We start from the raw sequence: 21445 nt of genomic DNA, 5'->3' as shown, positions 1-21445 counted from the left end.
CATGCAGTACAAAAAACGCGTCGCCATCGATAAGATCGCCAAAATCATATTCAAGTCCACCGGGTATATGGTGCTTGCACTTTTGGGTGGTATTTTCTTCATGTTGCTTTACAATGCAATTGCCTTCTTTCTGGAAGTTTCGCCATTGGATTTTATCACCGGAAGCCAATGGAATCCCACGGCAGCAGAACCAGCCTATGGCATTCTGCCATTAATCGTAAGTACCTCGATTGTTTCTTTGGGTGCGATGTTGATTGCCATTCCACTGGGTGTGGGTACCGCAGCTTTTATTTCCGAATACGCAAGCCCCAAACTCAAGACGATCTTAAAACCCGCCATAGAGATGCTTGCAGCAATTCCTTCGGTCGTGATCGGTTTTTTGGGGATCGTATTGGTTGGTCCCGGAATAGCGGATCTAAACAATCTACCCAATGGGCTAAATGCTTTAAATGGAGCAATCTTACTGGCCATTATGGCCCTCCCAACAATCATTACCATTTCCGAAGATGCCATCCATGCTGTACCGCAGACTTACCGCGAAGCGAGCTATGGTCTCGGAGCATCTCGCTGGCAGACACTGCGCAAGATTACGATCCCGGCAGCAGCACCGGGAATCATTGCCGCCGTCATGCTGGGACTGGGAAGAGCCATCGGTGAAACCATGACTGTATTGATGGCCACGGGGAATGCTGCAATATTTCCCAAAGGATTTTTTGACTCGGTCAAAACCATTACCGCAACAATTGCGATCGAAATGGGTGAAGTCCCCTATCAGACCACACATTACTATGCCTTGTTTGCCATAGCGATTGTCTTGTTCTTTATGACCTTGGTAGCCAATCTGATTGGTGAATATTTTATCAACCGCTTTAGAAAATACCATGCTGCATAAATTTAAAAAACTGGCACCGATCGTCGAATGGGGTACACTTCTCCTGTCCACAGGACTTGTATGCTTCTTTTTGTGCGTGATCCTATACGATATTTTCACGAAAGGCTCCCATGTGCTATCCTGGGATTTTGTCTCCAAGCTACCATCCGATGGTATGACACGTGGAGGTATTCTTACTCCGATTATAGGTACGGTATTTCTGACCCTGATAACGGCATTATTTTCCATTCCCTTTGGAATCTGTTGTGCCATTTACCTCAACGAATATGCAGAGAATACCTGGCTGACCCGCACGATCCGGGCTTCCATCCGTAATTTATCCGGTGTTCCATCGATTATCTATGGTCTGTTTGGTCTGGCACTCTTTGTTCAGGCCCTGAATTTCGGTACTTCAATTTTGTCTGCCGGATTGACCTTGGGCTTACTGTCCCTTCCCTATATCATTACCACAACGGAGGAGGCCCTGCTCCGTATTCCACGAAGCATGCGGGAGGCCGCATTGGCTGTAGGAGCCACCAAATTTGAATCAATTAAAGATGTGGTCCTTCCCGCCTCTCTACCGGGGATACTCACAGGTATCGTCCTGACACTTTCTCGCGCAGCTGGTGAAACAGCACCGATACTATTTACAGGAGCCGCATTCTATATCACCAATTCCTTTGGCAACCTCAATCAGGAGTTTATGGCCCTGCCCTATCACCTGTATATGTTGTCCACGCAGCATCAGTCGATTGAGGAGGTCAGACCTATTGCATACGGAACAGCATTGGTGCTTATCATTGTGGTCTTCCTCATGAATTTAACAGCTTTCTATATTCGATATAAGTTTAGAAATAATGAAAAGTAAATTGGTCACTGAAAATCTCAATCTATGGTTTGGGAGCAAACAGGTGTTGAAAAATATCAATATCGAATTTGAGGAAAATAAAGTTACGGCGCTGATCGGACCATCAGGATGTGGCAAGAGTACCCTTTTGCGGAGTTTTAACCGTATGCATGATCTCTATCCGGAAGCCAAAATAGAGGGCCATATCAAATTAGATGGCCGCGAGATCTATCAAAAGGATATAGAGGTGACGGATCTACGCAAGCGTGTGGGTATGGTATTCCAAAAAGCCAACCCCTTTCCCAAAAGTATATACGAAAACATCACCTATGGTCTCAAAATCAACAATCTGATTGTTGATAAGACAACCGTACAAAAGGCATTGGAAGAAGCGTATATCTGGGAGGAGGTAAAAGATGATCTGAAAAAACCAGCTACCCGGCTTTCCGGAGGGCAACAACAAAGACTCTGTATCGCCCGTGCGGTAGCCCTGCGTCCCGAAATTATTTTAATGGATGAACCTTGCTCGGCATTGGACCCCGTGAGTACCTTAAAGATCGAGGAACTTATTCACCATTTGAAAAAAAAATACACCATTGTCATTGTCACGCACAATATGCAGCAAGCGCAACGTGTCGCCGACAAAACCGTCTTTATGTATCTTGGGGAAATTATTGAACAGGGAGACACGCATCAGATTTTTAACAATCCACAACACGAAACCACTCGTAATTATATCAGCGGGCATTTTGGTTAACCCCTTCAGCAATCCGAAACACAGCTTCTATGTGCATGCCCCCAGACTTTCTCTTATGTTCGGCGAGTTCGTGTCTTGCCGAACATACTAGAAGAAAAAAGTTTAGCTACAGTACGACAACGCGACTTTAGCTTCCAAAAGGATCAGTCTTCTTTTCAATCTTTAGTATCCCGATCAAATGCTGTACAGCTTTCTGCAGACGTTTGGCATCATCTTCGGTTTGAATGGCCCACAAGATCTCCTCGGTATTTGCAGCGGATTTATAACGGATTTGGTATCCTGATTTTACGCGTGCAATGACAAGCGGTTCGGATTTTGACAGATCGCTTCTATAGTGCTGACCAGTGGACAGAAAAACGGTCAGGACTTTTCCGTCCACCGTAACCGTGTCAATTTTGGTTTCTTTATAGCGATAGGCAATCTTGTACAGCTTATTGATGTAAGCTATGGTCTGCTGTTTGTTGAGCGCTGTATTTTGGGCTTCCAACCCGCTATGCACTCCAAAAAAAAGAAAACATATTAATAGGAAGTTCTTCATGCATCAAATTTATTAATAAACTCCACTTTCCCGACTTTATTATCTCAAATTTATTTATTCGCTAAAACAAAAAAACTTGAAGAAGGTACGCTGTTTGAAAATTCGATAAAAAAACAATTAACCAGTTTTAAGGAAAGTCCGGAAATCAGCCACAGGAAGTAAAAGGAGTGTTTATTATTCAATTGTGTCTGACCGGTAACTCTATTACTGGTCAGACACAGTTTTCTATCGAATAATAATGCGACTTAGCTTGTATTTTAAGCCGCCTACATTTTCGTTTTCGATAAGTCACGTGCATTTTCTGCCATTCGGATAAATTCGGCACGATAACCCTCATCATCTGCTCCCTTTGCGGTCTTCGCACGTGCGATCAAACTATCAAAATTAGCCTGTTGTTTAAAGTCCGAATCACGAAGTAACATCCCCAGTTCGGCCACAGCAGTTGCAAAACGTAAATCTTCACTGGCCTTATTCAACTCGGTCACCTTAGCCTGTACCACCTGTTGTTGCAATTTGCTTTTATCACCATCAGGTTCTTTGTAACGGAATTTGACGGTTGCCAATTCCCCATTTCCCTTGACAGCGATATTTTTGGTTGAGTTCTGCTGGTATTTCAACGGATCAACTTTCCCGACCATTGTCGAGTTGACACCGACTGGAACGATCTCATACAGGGCGGTAACCACATGACCTACACCCATATCACCGCCCATCTTTTGATCGTTGTTGAAATCTTCCGCTTCAAGCAAACGGTTTTCATAGCCAACCAGTCGATAAGCCTGTACATAATTCGGATTGAACTCTACCTGAATCTTCACATCTTTAGCCACCGTAAACAATGTCCCTCCAAATTCGGTGACCATGGCTTTCCGAGCTTCGGAAATATTGTCTATATAAGCATAATTACCATGCCCTTTATCTGCTAAGATCTCCATCTTACTATCTTTCAAATTTCCCATACCATAGCCAAGCACGGTCAGAAAAACACCAGATTTACTCTCTTTACTGATCAGTTCCTCCATAGATTCATCACTACTCTCGCCCACATTGAAATCACCATCGGAAGCCAGGATAATTCGATTGTTTCCACCCTTGACCAAATTTTGGCGGGCAATCTCATAGGCTTTTTTGATCCCTGCAGCTCCGGCAGTACTTCCTCCAGCCTCAAGTTCATCTATGGCCGTTTTGATTTTCATTTTCTGACTACCGCTGGTACTCTCTAATTTCACTCCGGCCGAACCTGCATAGGTTACAATAGCAACACGGTCGATATCACGCAGCTGATCCACCAACATTTTCAAGGAAGATTTTACCAAAGGTAATCGTCCCGGCCCCATCATCGACCCCGATACATCGATCAAAAAAACCAAGTTCGAGGCTTTGAGTTTGTCCGTCGGGATATCTTTGGCTTTTAACGTCACCCGCATCAACTGATGTGCATTGTTCCACGGTGCTTTGGTCAATTCGGTCACTATATTCACCGGTTCGCCATTCTTTGGGCCTTCCACCTGATACTGAAAATAGTTGATCATCTCCTCAACACGTACGGCATCCTTATCGGGTAAATTACCCGCATTGATAAACCGACGGACATTACTGTATGAAGCAGCATCCACATCTGCAGCAAATGTTGACAGCGGCTCCTTCATTGGATTGATAAACTTGTTTTCCTTGATTTTTTGATACGATTCCTGATTTTGATCCGGTATATACCCGCCTCGAATATAGAGTCCCTGAGTCTGGCCTGCTAAGGCCGTAGAAGCAGTCATCATATTTGCTGTATTTCGTTTCGCAACTTTACCATAGCTCATAACGACAACCTCATCCAGTGTACGGTTATCCTGTACCATTGCAATGTCGACTTTACCCTTTCCTTTTACTTCGACACGCTGTGTAATATAACCGAGGTAGCTGAATTCCAAAGTCGTCTTACCAGTAGTGACCTGAATCTGGTAATTTCCATCACGGTCAGTGGATTTGCGTTCGTTGGTCTGCACATTTGTTACCACCACTCCGCTTAACGCTAATTTGCTCGTTGCATCCGTCACCTTCCCTTTCACTTCGTATTGTTGGCCGGCATATCCACCAATGGATAGCAGCATGCTCATTAAAAAAAGTATCGTTCTCATATCGTTCAATTTTTTGTCAAGGGATGCAGCAAATATTAAATTTCCATAAACCAGAAAAAAAAAATATTTTTAGCAAATAAAATGTTCGCATTCAAGTCGTCAAAAAAGGATTCAACGCAAGACCAGGAGCTCTTGCAACAATACCAGGAGGCATCTGATCTCAAGGTATTGGGCAACCTTTATCAGCGACATACCGAAATGGTTTATTATGTCTGCCTACGGTATCTCCAAGATCCAGAATTGAGTAAAGATGCCGTAATGAATATTTTTGAAGAGCTCATCTACAAAGTTAATAAGCAAGAAATCAAAGACTTTCCGAGATGGCTCTATGTATTGAGCAAAAACCATTGCCTGATGTATTTAAGGTCGCAAAAGAACAAATCACAAATTTCTTTGGATGAATTTGTGAAATATCCCGAAGATCTGCATCAGTATGAACAACAGGATGAAAAGGAGGAGCAATTGACTGCAATGGAAGGCTGTCTGGAAAAACTACCGGACAAACAGCAACAGTCCGTCAGACTCTTTTTCCTGGAGGAAAAATGTTACAAAGAGATCAGCGACTCGACAGGATATAGCTTAAATGAAGTTAAAAGTTACATCCAGAATGGGAAGCGGAATTTAAAAAATTGCATGGAGGCTTGGAATGAGCGACAGTAATTATGACATAACGTACTTAAAGAAATACGTCAACGGCCAACTTTCTCCCAAAGAGATGTACGCCATTGAACGTGAGGCCCAACGTGATCCCATGTTGGCAGATATTCTTGTGGGTATAGAAATGGATCAAAACAGTGCTGTTCCTTCCGAACTCAACGCGCGTATTGCCCAACGCATTGAGCATAAAAAAGAAACTAAAATAAAAGTCTTCGATTGGAAAAGACTGGCCATCGCTGCGACAGTAGTAGCTATCCTAAGTGCGGGTATACTCTATTTCCAGCAGCAAAAAAATCCCACCGAGACTAAGCGGACTGCAGATGTTGCTGTACCGGCTGATGTACCCTTGTCAAAATCGATCCCTCAGAATGACACAACGGCCTCATCTGCCATTGAACCCAGTATAAAAGAGAAGGACAGTCCTCACTTGGCGGACAACCGTAAATCTTCCGATCTAGGTCAATATAAGGAGGAGACCGTGCCAGTACATCAGGAGCCATCGGTACGCATAGCTCCAGTTGAAAAAATGAATAGTGGCATCCATAGAGACCGAGCCATAGCTGATTCAAAAATGTTAGACAGTGTGGAGGTATTTGGTTATACCCCCCAAGCGAAAAAGAGTATCACGGGAAGTTCAGTTGTAGTCCGAGGCCAACAAGTCAATCAAAGCAATGCGCTCGCTGGCAGGATAGCAGGTGTCAATGTGACCCCACAAACCTTTGGTAGTCCTTTACAAGTCACTGTACGTGACAAAGAAACTGGCTTGCCGATATCAGGTGTTACCATCATGCAGCCCAATAGCAAACTGGCAACAAATACAGATTCTCAGGGCAAGGCTACCATCCAACCGAGCACAGTAGATTCACTGGTTGATATCATGGCTGTAGGTTATAACACAGTTGCATTAAATATGCGTCGCAACAAAAACCTGAATATAAAATTGCAACCTTCCAGTGCGACACTTGACGAGGTAGTAGTTACAACCATGTCCTCTCGGAAAACAAAAAGTGCAGAACCTGTTTGGGGATGGAAGTCATTTAATAATTACGTTAGAAAGAAAACAGCTAACAGTCGATACGAAGGTACCGTGCGCTTGAATTTCTATATCGATAAAGATGGTTTCCCTTCCAATATCAATATCTTACAAAGTGCCAATGATTATCTGGACAACAAGGCCAAGGAGATTTTACTTTCCGGACCAAAATGGAAGGGTGAGGACAACCGATATGTAACGCTGACCTTTGATTTCACGTATTAAAATCCGTCAGAACAGGATATTAATGTGCTACAATAACTTTCTTTTTGAGCGAAATAAGTATACCCGAAAATCGGCATTGGTATCAAAAACAGCAGGGACAGTTCCCTGTAGGATCTGTCCCTGAATTTCAATTTCTATCGTTGATAGTCCTGAGGGATTACATTTCGTAAACACCGCCATAGCAACTATTCACCAACAACTTAAACAGAAAATTTTTACTTATAAAATTTAAGATTATTTCATACATTAGTGCTATAATTCTTAACCATATAGTGACTTTTTATGAAAGGTTTTTTCACCAGCCTGCTTCTTTTCGGCAGTTTTTGGGCTCATGCCCAAGATTTTTCATTCGGTAAAGTAAAAAAAGAGGATTTCGCAATCGATATTGGTAAATTGGACACTGCCGCCAATGCATTTGTCATTCGGGAGTATGGTTCCGCACAGGTCAACTACACTTCGCACACAGGTCTGGTTGTCGAATTCGTCAAACATGTTCGGATCAAAATATTGAACAAGGAAGGGTACAACCATGCAAACTTCACCATCCCACTTTACAAAAGCGGAAATGAACGTGAGGTCGTCACTGACATCAAAGGAGCTTCCTATCACCTCCAAGGCGATAAGGTCGTCGAAACTGAAATGACAAAGGCAAATATTTTTAACGAAAATTCTTCAGAAAACATCTCCTTGACCAAGGCTGCCATTCCACAGGTTCAAGAAGGAACAATTATTGAATATCGCTACAAAACGGAATCGCCTTTTATTTTTAACCTCAATACCTGGGAGTTTCAGGAGGAGATTCCCAAAATCTATAGTGAGTATGTCACACGTATACCAGAAATCTGTCATTACAAATCCAATTTAAAAGGAGGGTTTCCCATCAAAGACCGTAAAACAGAAAATTACAATACCAGTCTGCGTAGTGAAATCGGTGATATTCTGGGCACCAAAACGACCTATATCATGGAGAATATCCCGGCCTTCCATAGTGAAGACTATATGACTTCTTCTAAAAACTTCCGGTCTATTCTATTTTTTGAACTTGGACGTTATAGCGTCCCTATGGGACCCACAAAAGACTTCTCCCTAACCTGGGAGAACGTACGGGAAAAATTAATCGCTGATGAAAGTTTCGGTGGTCAGGTCAAACGAAAAGGAGCCTTAAAAGAATTTATCGAACCCGTGCTACAAGGGGCAAATAATGATATCACAAAAGCCTCCCGCCTCTATGCTTATTTTCAGAAACGGATCAAATGGAACAATAAGCACTCGATCTACGCGAAAAATATCAAAGAAGCGCTTGAAAAAAGAACAGGCAATAGTGCCGACATTAATCTCGGATTGGTCAATGCACTGCGTTATGCTCAGTTAGAGGCTATTCCCGTTATTTTATCCACCCGCGACAATGGTTATGCCGGATTGTATTCACCTGCAATATCGGAATTCAACCATGTTATCGCCCAGGTAAAACTCGGTGAGGAATACTATTTATTGGATGCAACCTCTCCTTATGAACCCTTCGGCAATATTCCTTTAAAATGCGTCAACTATCAAGGTCGTTCTATTCCCTTGACTGGTGAGTCTGACTGGGTGAAACTCGAGTCAAAACTCCCCTCTTCACAGAGTAATTTCTTCTTTGGTGAACTTATGGAAAATGGCACGTTAAAAGGAAAATGGGTAACCTCCCGCAATGGCTACCTGGCATCAAGAATGCGTGAACGCCTACAGGGTAGTAATTCAGAAGAGGAATATTACGAAAAATGGGATGAGGAAAACAACCGTATCAAAATCAATAGCTTTAAGGTTTCCAACAGGGACTCCTTAGACAAACCACTCGCCGAAGAGTTTGAAATCGAGATTGAAAATTTTGCTAGCCTGCAAAATGAACAGCTTGCTTTCAATCCTTACATTGAAAGCAAAACCACCAAAAATCCTTTTAATCTGACCGAACGGAATTACCCAATTGATTTTGGATCCATGATCCAAGAAGAAAGCTATATGGAGATCAAATTACCCAAAGGGTATACATACGCCCCCGAGACAAAATTAAAAAACATCAGTATGGCACTCCCCGAACGGGCAGCCCGTTATATTTTTAAAGTCAGCAATTCGGATCCGAATACCTTACTTATTGAGAGCGCAACACAATTTAACAAACCGCTATTTCTGCCCGAAGAATATTTTGATCTAAAAGAGTTTTTTAGCCGGATTATCCAGGCGCAAAAACTAGATATTGCGCTCAAAAAGATATAATCGTCGCCTTAACAAAAACTTCATGTTATATTGACGATAAACTTAAATAAGGGTGATAAATTTGAATATCAAAAAATAAGAAATAAAATGATTAAAGATTCAGAATTATTCGAACTAGAGTATACCTTTCTTGGTGAAGGTTTCGAGTTAGATGGTGATGACATTATCACCGATGAAGACTAGGTCTTCACTTTTTTAAGCAAGTATTATTCCCCTTATATAATCTCTAAGCCCGGTTGATTCCTCTCCGGGCTTTTTCTTTTGATTTGAATTTTCACCATTCTGTCATCATCTACGCATCGGCAGCAGCTCCGTTCCTCAGGAGTCTACTTATGGCGCTTTCGCCTTTCCGCCAAGATCTACCGCATGGCAACAGCCTGAAGCTAAAGTTTAGTACAAATACGAGCGCAAGTTTAACGCCAATTTTCAGTTCAAATGCGGGCAGCATTTGCCTACATTTTTTAATCTAACTATATTTAGGCATCCTTAAAAACACAGGGATCCCCTCATAATTCAATACTCCTGCCCAACATCCGCACGACAGATTATGATAGGGTTTATTCATGAACAAACATATTCAAGCAATAGCTATATGAGAAAAATCATATTGGATCTAGCCATGACGCTAGATGGATTTATTGAAGGTTCAAACGGCGAAATAGATTGGTGCATCATGGACGATGATATGGACTTCGATGGTTTTTTAGCAGGCATCGATACCATCTTTTATGGGCGTGTCAGTTATGATACCTGGGGAAATTTTCAGCCGGACAGCAGTGCCAACGAAACTGAAACTAATCTTTGGAAAAATGTTCACGCAAAGAAAAAATATGTTTTTTCCCATCAGCCAAGACAAGACCCAGGTGCTATCTTTATCAGTGAGGACATTCAGCAAAGAGTTTCCGCGATAAAGCAGCAAGAGGGAAAAGATATTTGGCTTTATGGCGGAGCAAGTTTAATCAAAACATTTATCCAGTCGAATCTTGTTGACATATACCGTATCTCCGTTCATCCAATTGTTTTGGGTAAAGGAAAACCATTATTCGAAGATCTATCTGAACGATTGTATTTAAAACTTGTAGAAAGCAGGGCATTCAAATCGGGTGTCGTACAGTTAATCTACAACGCTGACACAAAATAAAGGCTACTCGCCAGTGCCAAAATAGCAACTAGGATATGGTCTTGTTAGGCATTTCTTGACAACCATAAATTCAAAAAAAGAGAAGGTAGTATCAGCATACATGATCAAAGAATTAAAACAACTGGGAGAGATCCTATCCAAAAGTATAACTAATCTAACCGAGGATCTGGAATGTGCTGGTTATTTCGGCTTTAATTTTCAACTTGATGAGCGAAATATCAAGTTTCGAAAAGCCAAAATAACGCCGACAAAGGTGGGACAATTCGTCACCCTCTGGAAACGTGCCCCACAGGGTCAAACGACAGCATTTACTGCCGATGATGCTATTGACTATTACATTATTGCTACAGAACAGGAACCACATGCGGGTTTCTTTGTTTTCCCAAAACAGGTTCTGATCGACAGACAAATCCTAACAACAGCGCGAAAGGAGGGCAAACGTGGATTTCGTGTATATCCAGCCTGGAGTATCACCCAAAACAAGCAGGCGACACACAGTAAAAATTGGCAGGGACAATACTTTATTGATCTTAATATTCCTGCTCAGGAAATAAAGAAAAAATTGACAGCTATCCTCCAGATTAGTTGACTACAATTCCGACCCTATCTTCATATAGCTTTCAGGTTGCAGACGGATCATAGCTATCTTTCTCATCGAGATGAGCGAAACCTAAGCGGCAAGGCTGTCAAAATCCTACCTAGCCCCGACAGTCTCTTGATAGGCTTCATGCAACAAACTGACCGCATCACACATGTCTTTCTCATCGAGATGAGCGAAACCTAAGCGCAAGGCTGTCACAGTTCTATTCTGGTACAGGCAGTTACTCGGTAACAGTAGTCCTTTTCCCTTTGCTTTTTCTTGTAAGGAGGTCAGTGAAAAGCTGACATTGAATCTGGTCCAAAACGCTAGCCCTGAAACCGGAACTTCAAATGTAACTTTGTTTTCAAAATTACCTTGTAGTAATTGCGCAAATAGGTCTTTCCGTTCAGCAACTATTTTTTGAAACTTTCGCTGATACCGAAAGATATCGCCCTGATGGATAATTTCACCCAATGTTTTTTCGATCATAAAATTGGGCTTACCAAAAAGATTTAGGTATTTTTTTCCCTCCTCCAGGAGATCTTGAGGAGCAATCAAAAAATTCATCTGAAAACCGGGATCCAAAAAACGACCAAATGTTCCCGTATAGATCACCCTATTCCCTGCATTTTTGCGAAAAAGAGATTCTCCCTTGTCTTTGACCAGCGAAGACTCAAAATCAACATCATCTTCGATCACAATAAAATTATATTGTTCGGCCAGTTGTAACAGCTGTATTTTCCTTTTTTCAGAAAGACTTACTGTAGTAGGGTATTGGCATTTTGTATTGATGTAAACACACCTGATCTCACCGGGTGCAAAATGATCTGCGATATAATCAATATCCATTCCCATCGCATCTACAGGAACCGTTTTCAGTTTGGCTCCGGCTTGGCTAAAGATCATGTTCGGCAAAAAATAGCTTGGATTTTCGACCAGTACAATATCCCCCTGTTGAATCAATAAGCGTGATAAAATAGAAAAGATCTGCTCACGGCTGGCAATGGGCAGTAGAAAGTTCCGCGAGAGATGGAAACCACGTGTCAAATTGAGATAATAGCTCAATTGATCCCTAAAAAATAGATTCCCATCAGTCGTAGCCGGAAATTCATCACTCTTCTTTTTCCGTTTTACCATGGAGGCGTAAAAACGCACCAGCTCCTCAGTCTCGATAATACGGTAGTCTGGAGTACCGTCCGTGAAGTAATATTTTTCAGGAACTTCAAATACCGGTGTATCCAGGATCAATTCTTTTCTAAAATGATACGGAGCCCGATCCGGTGGTTGCCGAAAAGCTTCGATTGCCGAAGCAGCAGTAATCACACGTTCGGGATTTTTCACAAAGGTCCCCCTGTTTGGCAGAATTTCCACCCAGCCTTGCTCTTGTAGTTCCGCTAGTGCGGCGACCACCGTTTTTCGGTGCACCTTCAATTCCGTCGCTATCTTTCGGCTTCCCGGGAGAAGATCCCCATCCTCCAGCAGGTTGCGCTTGACAGCATTGATAAATTGATAGACGATCTGTATATAAACAGCATCCTCCTTGCGGCGATCTATCTTGATAATCGAATGAAAACCTATACTAACCGGACTACTCATTATGTTTATTTCGGACTACCAAAGTTAAGATTTAAACTGTAATCTTTGCAATTCAACTGAAAAAAACAGGCGTATGGAAATTTGATATCTACCGCATTTTTCTGTGATAGAAACCTGATTTCCAAACGATCAAACACAACAAATATGAGCACAGAAAAGAAATGGACACAGGCCGAAGTTGTTGCCTTATATAACAAACCGATCATGGAACTGCTGTACGAAGCTGCTACAGTTCACCGTACCTATCATGATCCAAATAAGGTACAGGTATCTACCTTGATTTCCATAAAAACTGGTGGATGTCCTGAAGATTGCGCTTACTGCCCGCAAGCAGCACGCTATCATACTGATGTTAAGGCCGAGCGGCTGATGAGTGTAGAACAGGTAAAAGCGCAGGCTTTGGCAGCCAAGGCTGGCGGCAGTTCACGGATATGCATGGGTGCCGCTTGGCGCAATGTCAAAGACGGGCCAGAGTTTGATCAAGTATTGGATATGGTCCGTACACTGAACAGACTCGATATGGAAGTCTGCTGTACCTTGGGTATGCTGACCGAAAATCAAGCACTGCGGTTATCGGAGGCAGGACTCTACGCCTATAATCACAACCTGGACTCCTCAGCGGAATACTATGAAGAAATTATCTCGACCCGAAGTTACGATGACCGCTTGCAGACCATCGAAAATGTACGTAAGACAAATATCACGGTATGCAGTGGCGGTATTATTGGTATGGGGGAAAGCATAGCCAACCGGGCGGATATGCTGATTACACTCGCTTCGCTCATTCCACAACCTGAGTCGGTACCAATCAATGCGCTGGTTCCGGTCGCTGGCACACCGATGGAAGAGATGGAAACGGTATCCATATGGGAAATGGTGCGCATGGTTGCCACCGCCCGGATTTTATTACCGCAAACGCAGGTTCGTTTATCAGCGGGTCGCAGCAATATGAGTCGCGAGGGACAAGCTTTATGTTTTTTTGCTGGCGCAAATTCCATTTTTGCAGGTGATAAGCTACTCACAACCCCCAACCCTGCTATAAACGAGGATATGGAGCTATTCAAAACGTTAGGGCTGATTCCCCAACAGCCTTTTGAGAAAAAAAGCCAACCCGAAACCATCGCGATGGAGGATAGCCAATACCAGGCACTGGGTGAAAAACCACAATGGTCGCGACCTGACCACAAAATTCAACGCAATCTGGACAAACAGCATCAGTAAAAATAGATCAAGGACAGTAAATCAGGAATTGAAAAAAATAACATCATGACAGCGCAGCATACGACCGACGATTTCGACAGACAGCACCTATGGCACCCCTATACCAGTATCACAGACCCACTGCCAGCCTACAAGGTAAAGCGGGCGGATGGCTGTAAGATTGAACTGGAAAATGGGCAGCAGCTGATCGACGGCATGTCATCCTGGTGGTGTACCATCCATGGGTATAACCATCCCGTATTAAATGCCGCGGTAACAGCCCAGCTTAACAAGATGTCGCATGTGATGTTTGGTGGTTTGACACATGAACCGGCAATTGCTCTTGGCAAAATACTCCTTGAAATCACACCGCCTTCACTCAACAAAATATTTTATGCCGATTCAGGTTCCGTTGCAGTAGAAGTGGCACTCAAAATGGCTGTACAGTACTGGGTGGCACAAAAGAAGATCAACAAGACAAAATTTGTTACTGTTCGTTCGGGATACCATGGTGACACCTGGAATGCCATGTCTGTATGCGACCCTGTGACCGGTATGCACCGTATTTTCGGCAATACCCTCCCCCTTCGTTACTTCGCCGCGGCCCCTCAAATTGGGTTTGATGCAGCATGGGATGCCAGCGACATTGCTCCACTGGCCGAACTTATCAGAACACATCAGGACGAACTGGCGGGTCTGATCCTTGAACCGATCGTCCAGGGTGCCGGTGGAATGCGCTTCTACCATCCCGAATACCTCCGTCAGGCAGCACAACTCTGTAAGGAGAATAATATCTTACTGATTTTTGACGAAATCGCCACCGGATTCGGTCGCACCGGTAAGCTCTTTGCCTGTGAACATGCAGCTGTAGCGCCAGATATTCTATGCCTTGGCAAGGCCTTGACAGGTGGATACATGACCCTATCCGCAGTAATCACTTCTACGGCTGTTGCAGATACAATTTCCAATGGCAGCCCAGGTATGTTTATGCATGGCCCGACTTTTATGGCAAACCCGCTGGCCTGTGCCGTAGCCCTTGCGTCGATCAAATTATTATTGTCAACGGACTGGAAAGCAAAGGTGAAATCTATTGAAGAACAACTGACACAAGCACTTGCACCAGCAAAAGACTTTCCCCAGGTAGAAGATGTCCGGATTTTGGGGGCCATTGCTGTTATCGAAATGAAGCATCCGGTAGCCATGGCCAGTATACAAAAACGATTTGTTGAAGAAGGTGTCTGGATCAGACCTTTTGGCAAATTGGTTTATATCATGCCGCCTTTTATCATTGGTACTGAAGAGTTAAACAAACTGACACAGGCTTTGCTCAAGGTCGTCAAAGAAATCGACTAATGGAAAACAATCTACTCGATAGTTTTGTGGATGAACTTCACAAACTCGAAAAACAAGGAAATAGGCGAACACTCCCCCTGATTACCCAGCAGGAAAACCGTATCCAATACGAAGAGAAAAACGGTTATAACCTCTCCTCAAATGATTATCTGGATCTGGCTAAGGACCTGACATTGCGCGAAGAATTTTTACAATCGGTCAACAGCGACAATGCGCTTTTCAGCGCTTCATCTTCACGCCTATTAACTGGAAATCATGTGCTGTATACCCAACTGGAGGAGCGGTTGAGCGCTATGTTCGGTACCGAAAGTGCCCTGGTATTTAACAGTGGTTATCACATGAATACAGGTATACTTCCAGCCATCTGTCATGGGCGTACCCTAATGCTAGTAGACAAATGGGTGCACGCCAGTATCATTGATGGGATCCGGCTTTCAGCAGCACAGCATTTCCGGTATCGCCATGCCGACTATGCCCATCTGGAAGAATTACTAGCAAAACATGCTTACCGCTTCGAACGCGTCATTATCGTCACGGAAAGCATTTTCAGTATGGACGGGGATTGTACAGACCTCGGTTATCTGGTTCGCCTCAAACACCGTTATTCGAATGTCATGTTGTATGTGGATGAGGCTCATGCGGTGGGCGTACGTGGCGAAAGAGGACTTGGCTGCGCTGAAGAGCAGGGATGCATTGCTGCTATTGATTTCCTGACAGGTACCTTTGGAAAAGCACTGGCCTCGCTAGGCGGCTACCTCGTCTGTCGGCAGCCGATTCGGGATTATCTGATCAATAAAATGCGGACATTGCTATTCACAACTGCCCTCCCGCCGATCAATCTCCACTGGAGTTTATTTATTCTGGAACGCTTGGACAGTTTTTCAGATCGACGTCAGCAATTGTGTAAAAACAGCGCGTTGCTCAAACAACAGATGATCGCAAAGGGGTACGAATGTGGTTCACAAAGCCATATTCTGCCTCTTATAATAGGCGATAGCAATGCGGCTGTCCTGAAAGCAAAAGAACTGCAGCGAAAAGGATTTTATGTCCTTCCGATCCGTCCACCTACCGTTCCGGAAGGATCTTCAAGAATACGTATTTCATTAACAGCAGGGATGCCGGCATCGCTGATTCATCAACTTGCAGCAAGCCTATGATTTTCAAAAAAATTACCCATGCACTTCACCCGGTCAACCCAGATAATTTGGTATCACTGAATAATCCACTATCATCCAACAAAAAGCTTGTCTTATTCTTTGCGGGATGGGGAATGGATGAACATCTGTTTTCTGGTTACGCCCGATCTGGACAGGATCTGATGATCGCCTACGACTATTCTTCCCTAACACTGGACGAAAACCTCCTAAAGGGCTACGAAGAAATCCAGGTTTTCGCTTGGTCTATGGGCGTATGGGCAGCTTCACAGGTATTACCGAAACTGCAGATGCAGCATTATCCGATCAGTACCTGCACAGCAATCAATGGCACGCCATTTCCGATTGATGACAGCAGAGGAATTCCAGTCCAGGTATTCAGGGCCACCTTGAACACGTTAAGCGAAAAAACGCTTGATAAATTCAGACTACGGATGTGCGGTTCAAGGGGGATATTAAACCATTTTCTTGCTAAAGCCCCCAGGCGGGACATGGCGAGTCTTCGAACAGAACTGATCGCAATTGAAGAGCAGGCGACAGTACCATCAGCAACAGCTTTTCGATGGGATGAGGCCTATATCGGAAATGATGACCGCATTTTCAGTTCGGAAAACCAACAACGGGCATGGGCCCACACTCCTCATAAATGTGTCGACATGGCCCACTATCCCGAAAAATTATTTAAACAGCTTTTGCAGGAGATCTAAAATGCTTAACATCATGGACAAACAACGGATCAGATCCCGCTTTTCGAAAGCCGCACAGAGTTACCACTCGGCCGCGGTTGTGCAAGGTCAAATTGCCGAAAAAATGATCAACTTGCTCCGGAACCTTTTTCTCATCAGCCCAGACAGAGTGCTCGAAATAGGCTGTGGAACCGGACTCTTTTCCCGCCTATTGCTCCAGTACCTTTCTCCGAAGCATACAATCTTCAACGATATCTGTCCAGAAATGATCAAAAGCGTAATGAATATCGTCTTGTCGCAGCATAGTTCGCAACATTACAGCTTTATCTGTGCCGATGCCGAAACCTTCAGCCTACCCGACGGACTGGATCTCATTACCTCCTGTTCCACTATTCAATGGTTTGAAGACCCTAGCGCCTTCTTTGCGCGCTGCCATACCGCACTTCATGCGCATGGTATCCTAGCATTCAGCACATTTGGCGAAGAAAATATGCGCGAGATCAGCAGCACAACAGGAGTCGGTTTAACCTACCATACCCAATCGGCACTGGTAGCGAAATTGTTGGCATTGGGCTATGAAATTCTCCTGGTAGAAGAAGAACTCCTGAACCTCAGTTTTGAAAGCCCTTTGCAAGTACTCAGCCACCTGAAAGAAACCGGAGTGACAGGCATAAAAAATCATCGTTGGACAAAAAGCAAGCTTCAGGCCTATTGTACCGAATATATAGATCGTTATGCTGTGGGCACGCGAGTTCCACTGACTTATCACCCCATCTATATCATCGCAAAGAAAAAATGAACAATTAAACAAAGGAGTGTATGGAAAGCAAACCTAAAAGAGCGAACTGATGCGTAGTAAATCTGCTCCTGAATGCGCTGGCAGATGACAGATCCTTGCGAAATCTCAACAGCACATCCCACTGAATTGGCAATCGAATAAGCAGCAAAAAAACATAGAAATGAAAAACAACATTTATTTTGTATCTGGCATAGATACCGGAATAGGCAAAAGTTACGCAACTGGTCTTATTGCAAAGCAATGGAATGCAGAGGGTCTGCGTACAATAACTCAAAAAATGGTACAGACCGGAAACACAACAATTTCTGAAGATATTACCTTACACCGCCAACTGATGGGCCTCGCCTTTACCGAAGATGACCAGGAGAAAATAACCATGCCTGAAATTTTCAGCTACCCCGCATCACCGCACCTGGCGGCGCAAATAGATAAACGCGAAATAGACTTCGAAAAAATCAGGCAAGCGACAGCGCAGTTAAGCCAGCGCTATGATGCTGTACTGGTGGAAGGTGCCGGTGGCCTCATGGTACCACTCACCGAGGATTACCTGATCATCGATTATATCAAGGAAATGAATTATCCTTTGCTTTTTGTAACCTCCGGCAAATTGGGCAGTATCAATCATACCTTATTAAGTCTGGAAGCCGTTGCCACACGTGGGATTAATCTGCATACCGTCATCTACAACACTTTTCCCGTACTTGAAGACAGCACCATCAGCACAGAAACACAGCGTTATCTCCGCAATTACATTCAAAAGCATTTTCCCGAAACCAAATTTATCACCTTATAAACGCATTTAGGCAAATAATGCTGTTTAGGACGACAATCATTGCGTGTAGATCACTAAATCAAGTTCAGTAATCGAATCTCCAATCTTATTTCAAGTCACAATAGGTCCATTAGTACGTTCTTCTCATTGCAGCTATTTCGCTTACGATGAGAAGAACGTCTAACCGCAGTTTTAAATGACCTTAGTCAAGCTGCTCCAGTCAAATTGCTGTATTACCTAAATCCTGCAACGAAAGGTCCAACCGACTGTCACGGCGGGACTGCTCATGAAAACAGCTTTGCGTGTAAAACACTAGGCCAATAAGGGATCAGTCGTGGTTTCCACTCCAGTTTCCAATCGTCCCGCAAGCTGTAGTTCAAAACCAGCATTGCCCAGCCCCTTGATGGCAAGATCGTACCAATTGCCCTGTGCGGCAATATCCAAGGTCAGGATAAGTTCTTTACCGGCTCCGATTTCCTTTGTCGCTGTATAATGCTGATAATTCAAACTTTTCACCTCCACCTGAACAGGCTTTGCATCCAGATTTTTGAGTGTTAGTTGCAGTTTGCCTGTCGGTGCTTTGGTCAGTGATTTAAGTTCTGGAGACACCGCAGCCGACAATGTTGGCGCCTCTTTTTGTCCGGCAAACTTTCGGTAAAAACCATTTGGTCCATGTAGCTCAAAGGCATATTGCTGTCCTTCAAATTTCCGCAGATCCCATTGATAGTCGAGGCTATCTCCGGCCCTGACCGCAAAATTCCAGTTTCGATAGGTTTCGATTTGGCCCTCTTCGTCTGTATAGGCAAGTGGACTATAGACGTTGAAAGGCACTCCAGTCGTTTTTTCACCAAATATGGTTTTATCCACCTGCATCTTCAGGTTAAATTGACCGTTCTGCACATAACCAACAGCATCATGTCCATAGGGTAAGGCCGCTGATTTACGGGTTCCTTTTTCCTGTACGCGATTGAATTTCGAAGTCCAAACCTGTTGTTTAGCCTGATTCAGGTCCGTAATTTCAATAAACCCGCCCGGATTATCCTTGAACTGGGCGTTGTATATGGTTTCGATATACTGGTTTCGTTGTAGAAAAGGGAGCTGCTCTTGCGTTTGGACAAAGGGGGTGAAAGCTGCTGTCAGATTACCACAGATCGTCCGCCGCCAGGCGCTGATATGATCCAGATGAATATTTTTGTTGTATTTATGGTTAAAGAAGTATTCCAAGAACTGTAAAGTCGAGGTATGGTCAAACACTTGAGAGCAGACTTTTCCTCCCCGTGACCAAGGCGATGCGATATACATCGGCACACGGAATCCCAACCCAACCGCTCCCTCACGGGCCTGTTTTTTTGGAATACCCTGTTTGAGCTCATTGTCCAAACGTACCATTTCCACTTCGCTATCAATTCCCGTCGAACAGGCTCCTGTATCTTTCCTCTTTAGATCCGGTATGAGGAAAGGTTTCACATGGTCGTAATAGCCATCATTCTCATCGTAAGTGATGATAAAAATAGTCTTTTTCCAGACCTCCGGATTTTTGGTCAGGATATCCAATACTTCCGACACGTACCAGGCACCATACCAAGGAGCACTGGGATGATCCGAGAAATTTTTGGGACCAGCCAGCCAGGATACCGCAGGTAATTTACCGCCGTCGACATCTTTTCGGAACTGATCCAGCACATCCCCTTTGGGCACTTCCAAAGTCCGCTTTTTACCCTGTTCCTTAAACTGCAATGTCTCCAGATTACGGTAATTATTATCCCCTTTATTGATCGTAAAGGCTCTTTGATGTAAAGATTTCGTAAGATCAGACAGCTTATTATAATTGTCGCCATTGAACTCTTTCAGTTCGGCTTCGGCCCGCTCCAACGCTTCACTTTTCTTACGGATATCAACACGGATTTTTTCGGTCTGCTCTTCGGATTCCGGCGACCGCTCTTCGAGCTTAGAGATTTGCCCTGGCAGATCACGTACCTGTGTTGCAAGGTTGCTGACATAAGTATCTTTGAATTTGACCTGATAGGCCTGAAAAAATTCCAATAGATTACAGCCAAAATTGGACAACCAGGCCCGCTCTTCACCCGATAGTCCGCCACCACAGCTTGTTTCATTTTGATAAAAACGCCAATCTATATTGTTCTTTTCCAACAACTCCGGAAAGGTCTCCCAGGTCATTTTGCCATAGCCGAAATCATCATTACGAATATTGACCTTCTGCAATCCATCTTTTATTTCGGTGATCTTACCTGTCCAAAAGAAAGAACGATTGGGGGTTGTACTGGTCATGCCTGAACAGAAATTCTGATCACATACGGTAAAAGCATCCGCCAGCGCATAGTGGAAAGGCAAATCTTCACGTGTGAAATAACCCAACGTCAACGGCATTGCTGCATATTGCTTGTTACCCGATTGCTTCGCAGTCAACCATTGGTCGTATTTCCCCTGGTTATAGGCGTCCACCTGACTCGCCCTGCTATGGGGAAGCGAGCCCATCCAAGTCACCTTGCTCTCTTTGAGATTTAGCCGAAAAGGAGCAAATATTTTCCCAGCCTTATCTGTCTGATACCATACCGGGAGGTCGTTGGGTAACCGTACTGCACGTGGATCATTGAAACCCCGTACGCCGGAGAGACTCCCCAACGTATGATCAAAGGAACGGTTTTCCTGCATCAGGATCACAATATGTTCCGCATCCAGAAAACTACTTCCCGGCACCGGATCTATCGCAAAGGCTTTCTGAATGGAGGCCGGCATAAAACTAGCGATACCAGCAGCTCCGGAAAATAACAAGGTCTTTCGAAGAAATTCTCTTCTGCTTTCCATAATGTTTATCTATAATTTCGATTTGAAT

18 protein-coding genes are annotated in these 21445 nt (G+C 43.8%); 14 read left to right on the top strand and 4 right to left on the bottom strand.

Annotated elements, in window-relative coordinates; genetic code table 11:
- Window position 1: 1 nt before the first annotated feature.
- Genes pstC through pstB form a run of 3 tightly spaced genes read left to right on the top strand, consistent with a single transcriptional unit; the run spans window position 2 to window position 2475 of the window.
- Window positions 2-892 (top strand): phosphate ABC transporter permease subunit PstC, encoded by an 891-nt coding sequence (gene pstC / locus ABFX33_RS24355; protein WP_346088806.1) that lies wholly within the window; start codon window positions 2-4, stop codon window positions 890-892.
- Entirely contained in the window at window positions 882-1739 is an 858-nt protein-coding gene (pstA, locus tag ABFX33_RS24350; protein ID WP_120262083.1) for a phosphate ABC transporter permease PstA, read from the top strand. Before pstC ends, pstA begins: the two co-directional genes overlap by 11 nt.
- The gene (pstB, locus tag ABFX33_RS24345) at window positions 1729-2475 is read left to right on the top strand and encodes a phosphate ABC transporter ATP-binding protein PstB (protein WP_346088804.1); all 747 of its coding nucleotides are present in this window, start codon (window positions 1729-1731) and stop codon (window positions 2473-2475) included. Before pstA ends, pstB begins: the two co-directional genes overlap by 11 nt.
- A 127-nt stretch (window positions 2476-2602) precedes the next feature.
- Here pstB and ABFX33_RS24340 read toward each other — a convergent pair whose 3' ends face one another.
- Both ABFX33_RS24340 and ABFX33_RS24335 read right to left on the bottom strand, forming a co-directional pair.
- Window positions 2603-3013: a hypothetical protein gene (locus ABFX33_RS24340; RefSeq protein ID WP_346088802.1), complete on the bottom strand. Its 411-nt coding sequence runs from the start codon at window positions 3011-3013 to the stop codon at window positions 2603-2605.
- Between the two features lie 266 nt (window positions 3014-3279).
- The gene (locus ABFX33_RS24335; RefSeq protein WP_346088800.1) at window positions 3280-5142 is read right to left on the bottom strand and encodes a vWA domain-containing protein; all 1863 of its coding nucleotides are present in this window, start codon (window positions 5140-5142) and stop codon (window positions 3280-3282) included.
- A gap of 81 nt (window positions 5143-5223) precedes the next feature.
- On the opposite strand from ABFX33_RS24335, the gene ABFX33_RS24330 reads away from it, so the two are divergent.
- The 5 genes from ABFX33_RS24330 (at window position 5224) to ABFX33_RS24310 (ending at window position 11040) form a co-directional block, all read left to right on the top strand.
- Window positions 5224-5802, top strand: a complete 579-nt coding sequence (locus ABFX33_RS24330; RefSeq protein WP_120262087.1) for an RNA polymerase sigma factor — start codon at window positions 5224-5226, stop codon at window positions 5800-5802.
- The gene (locus ABFX33_RS24325) at window positions 5789-7057 is read left to right on the top strand and encodes an energy transducer TonB family protein (protein WP_346088798.1); all 1269 of its coding nucleotides are present in this window, start codon (window positions 5789-5791) and stop codon (window positions 7055-7057) included. The genes ABFX33_RS24330 and ABFX33_RS24325 overlap by 14 nt, the downstream gene beginning before the upstream one ends.
- A 282-nt stretch (window positions 7058-7339) precedes the next feature.
- The gene (locus tag ABFX33_RS24320) at window positions 7340-9310 is read left to right on the top strand and encodes a transglutaminase domain-containing protein (RefSeq protein WP_346088796.1); all 1971 of its coding nucleotides are present in this window, start codon (window positions 7340-7342) and stop codon (window positions 9308-9310) included.
- 592 nt (window positions 9311-9902) lie between these two features.
- The gene (locus ABFX33_RS24315) at window positions 9903-10451 is read left to right on the top strand and encodes a dihydrofolate reductase family protein (RefSeq protein ID WP_257087618.1); all 549 of its coding nucleotides are present in this window, start codon (window positions 9903-9905) and stop codon (window positions 10449-10451) included.
- Window positions 10452-10551: 100 nt separating this feature from the next.
- The gene (locus ABFX33_RS24310) at window positions 10552-11040 is read left to right on the top strand and encodes a MepB family protein (RefSeq protein ID WP_346088794.1); all 489 of its coding nucleotides are present in this window, start codon (window positions 10552-10554) and stop codon (window positions 11038-11040) included.
- A 105-nt stretch (window positions 11041-11145) separates the two neighbouring features.
- Here the strand turns inward: ABFX33_RS24310 and ABFX33_RS24305 are convergent, their stop codons facing one another.
- On the bottom strand, window positions 11146-12627 hold the full coding sequence (locus ABFX33_RS24305) for an aminotransferase-like domain-containing protein (protein WP_346088792.1): 1482 nt from the start codon (window positions 12625-12627) through the stop codon (window positions 11146-11148).
- A gap of 144 nt (window positions 12628-12771) precedes the next feature.
- On the opposite strand from ABFX33_RS24305, the gene bioB reads away from it, so the two are divergent.
- The 6 genes from bioB to bioD all read left to right on the top strand — a co-directional run bounded on the left by bioB (window position 12772) and on the right by bioD (window position 18612).
- Window positions 12772-13848, top strand: a complete 1077-nt coding sequence (bioB, locus tag ABFX33_RS24300) for a biotin synthase BioB (RefSeq protein WP_346088791.1) — start codon at window positions 12772-12774, stop codon at window positions 13846-13848.
- A gap of 45 nt (window positions 13849-13893) precedes the next feature.
- On the top strand, window positions 13894-15180 hold the full coding sequence (gene bioA, locus ABFX33_RS24295) for an adenosylmethionine--8-amino-7-oxononanoate transaminase (protein ID WP_346088789.1): 1287 nt from the start codon (window positions 13894-13896) through the stop codon (window positions 15178-15180).
- Window positions 15180-16337 (top strand): 8-amino-7-oxononanoate synthase, encoded by a 1158-nt coding sequence (locus ABFX33_RS24290; RefSeq protein ID WP_346088787.1) that lies wholly within the window; start codon window positions 15180-15182, stop codon window positions 16335-16337. Before bioA ends, ABFX33_RS24290 begins: the two co-directional genes overlap by 1 nt.
- Window positions 16334-17041 carry a pimeloyl-ACP methyl esterase BioG family protein gene (locus tag ABFX33_RS24285; RefSeq protein ID WP_346088785.1) on the top strand — a complete coding sequence of 236 codons (708 nt, stop codon included), beginning with the start codon at window positions 16334-16336 and terminating at the stop codon, window positions 17039-17041. Before ABFX33_RS24290 ends, ABFX33_RS24285 begins: the two co-directional genes overlap by 4 nt.
- 13 nt (window positions 17042-17054) lie before the next feature.
- Window positions 17055-17819, top strand: a complete 765-nt coding sequence (gene bioC, locus ABFX33_RS24280; protein WP_346088783.1) for a malonyl-ACP O-methyltransferase BioC — start codon at window positions 17055-17057, stop codon at window positions 17817-17819.
- A 160-nt stretch (window positions 17820-17979) separates the two neighbouring features.
- The gene (gene bioD / locus ABFX33_RS24275; RefSeq protein WP_257087606.1) at window positions 17980-18612 is read left to right on the top strand and encodes a dethiobiotin synthase; all 633 of its coding nucleotides are present in this window, start codon (window positions 17980-17982) and stop codon (window positions 18610-18612) included.
- Window positions 18613-18903: 291 nt separating this feature from the next.
- On the opposite strand, the gene ABFX33_RS24270 is transcribed toward bioD, so the two are convergent.
- Window positions 18904-21417 carry a phosphocholine-specific phospholipase C gene (locus ABFX33_RS24270; RefSeq protein ID WP_346088781.1) on the bottom strand — a complete coding sequence of 838 codons (2514 nt, stop codon included), beginning with the start codon at window positions 21415-21417 and terminating at the stop codon, window positions 18904-18906.
- Window positions 21418-21445: the final 28 nt, after the last annotated feature.

It is taken from the genome of Sphingobacterium ginsenosidimutans, from assembly GCF_039536865.1.
Taxonomy (GTDB): Bacteria; Bacteroidota; Bacteroidia; order Sphingobacteriales; family Sphingobacteriaceae; genus Sphingobacterium; species Sphingobacterium detergens.
This window is presented reverse-complemented; position numbering and strand designations above follow the sequence as displayed.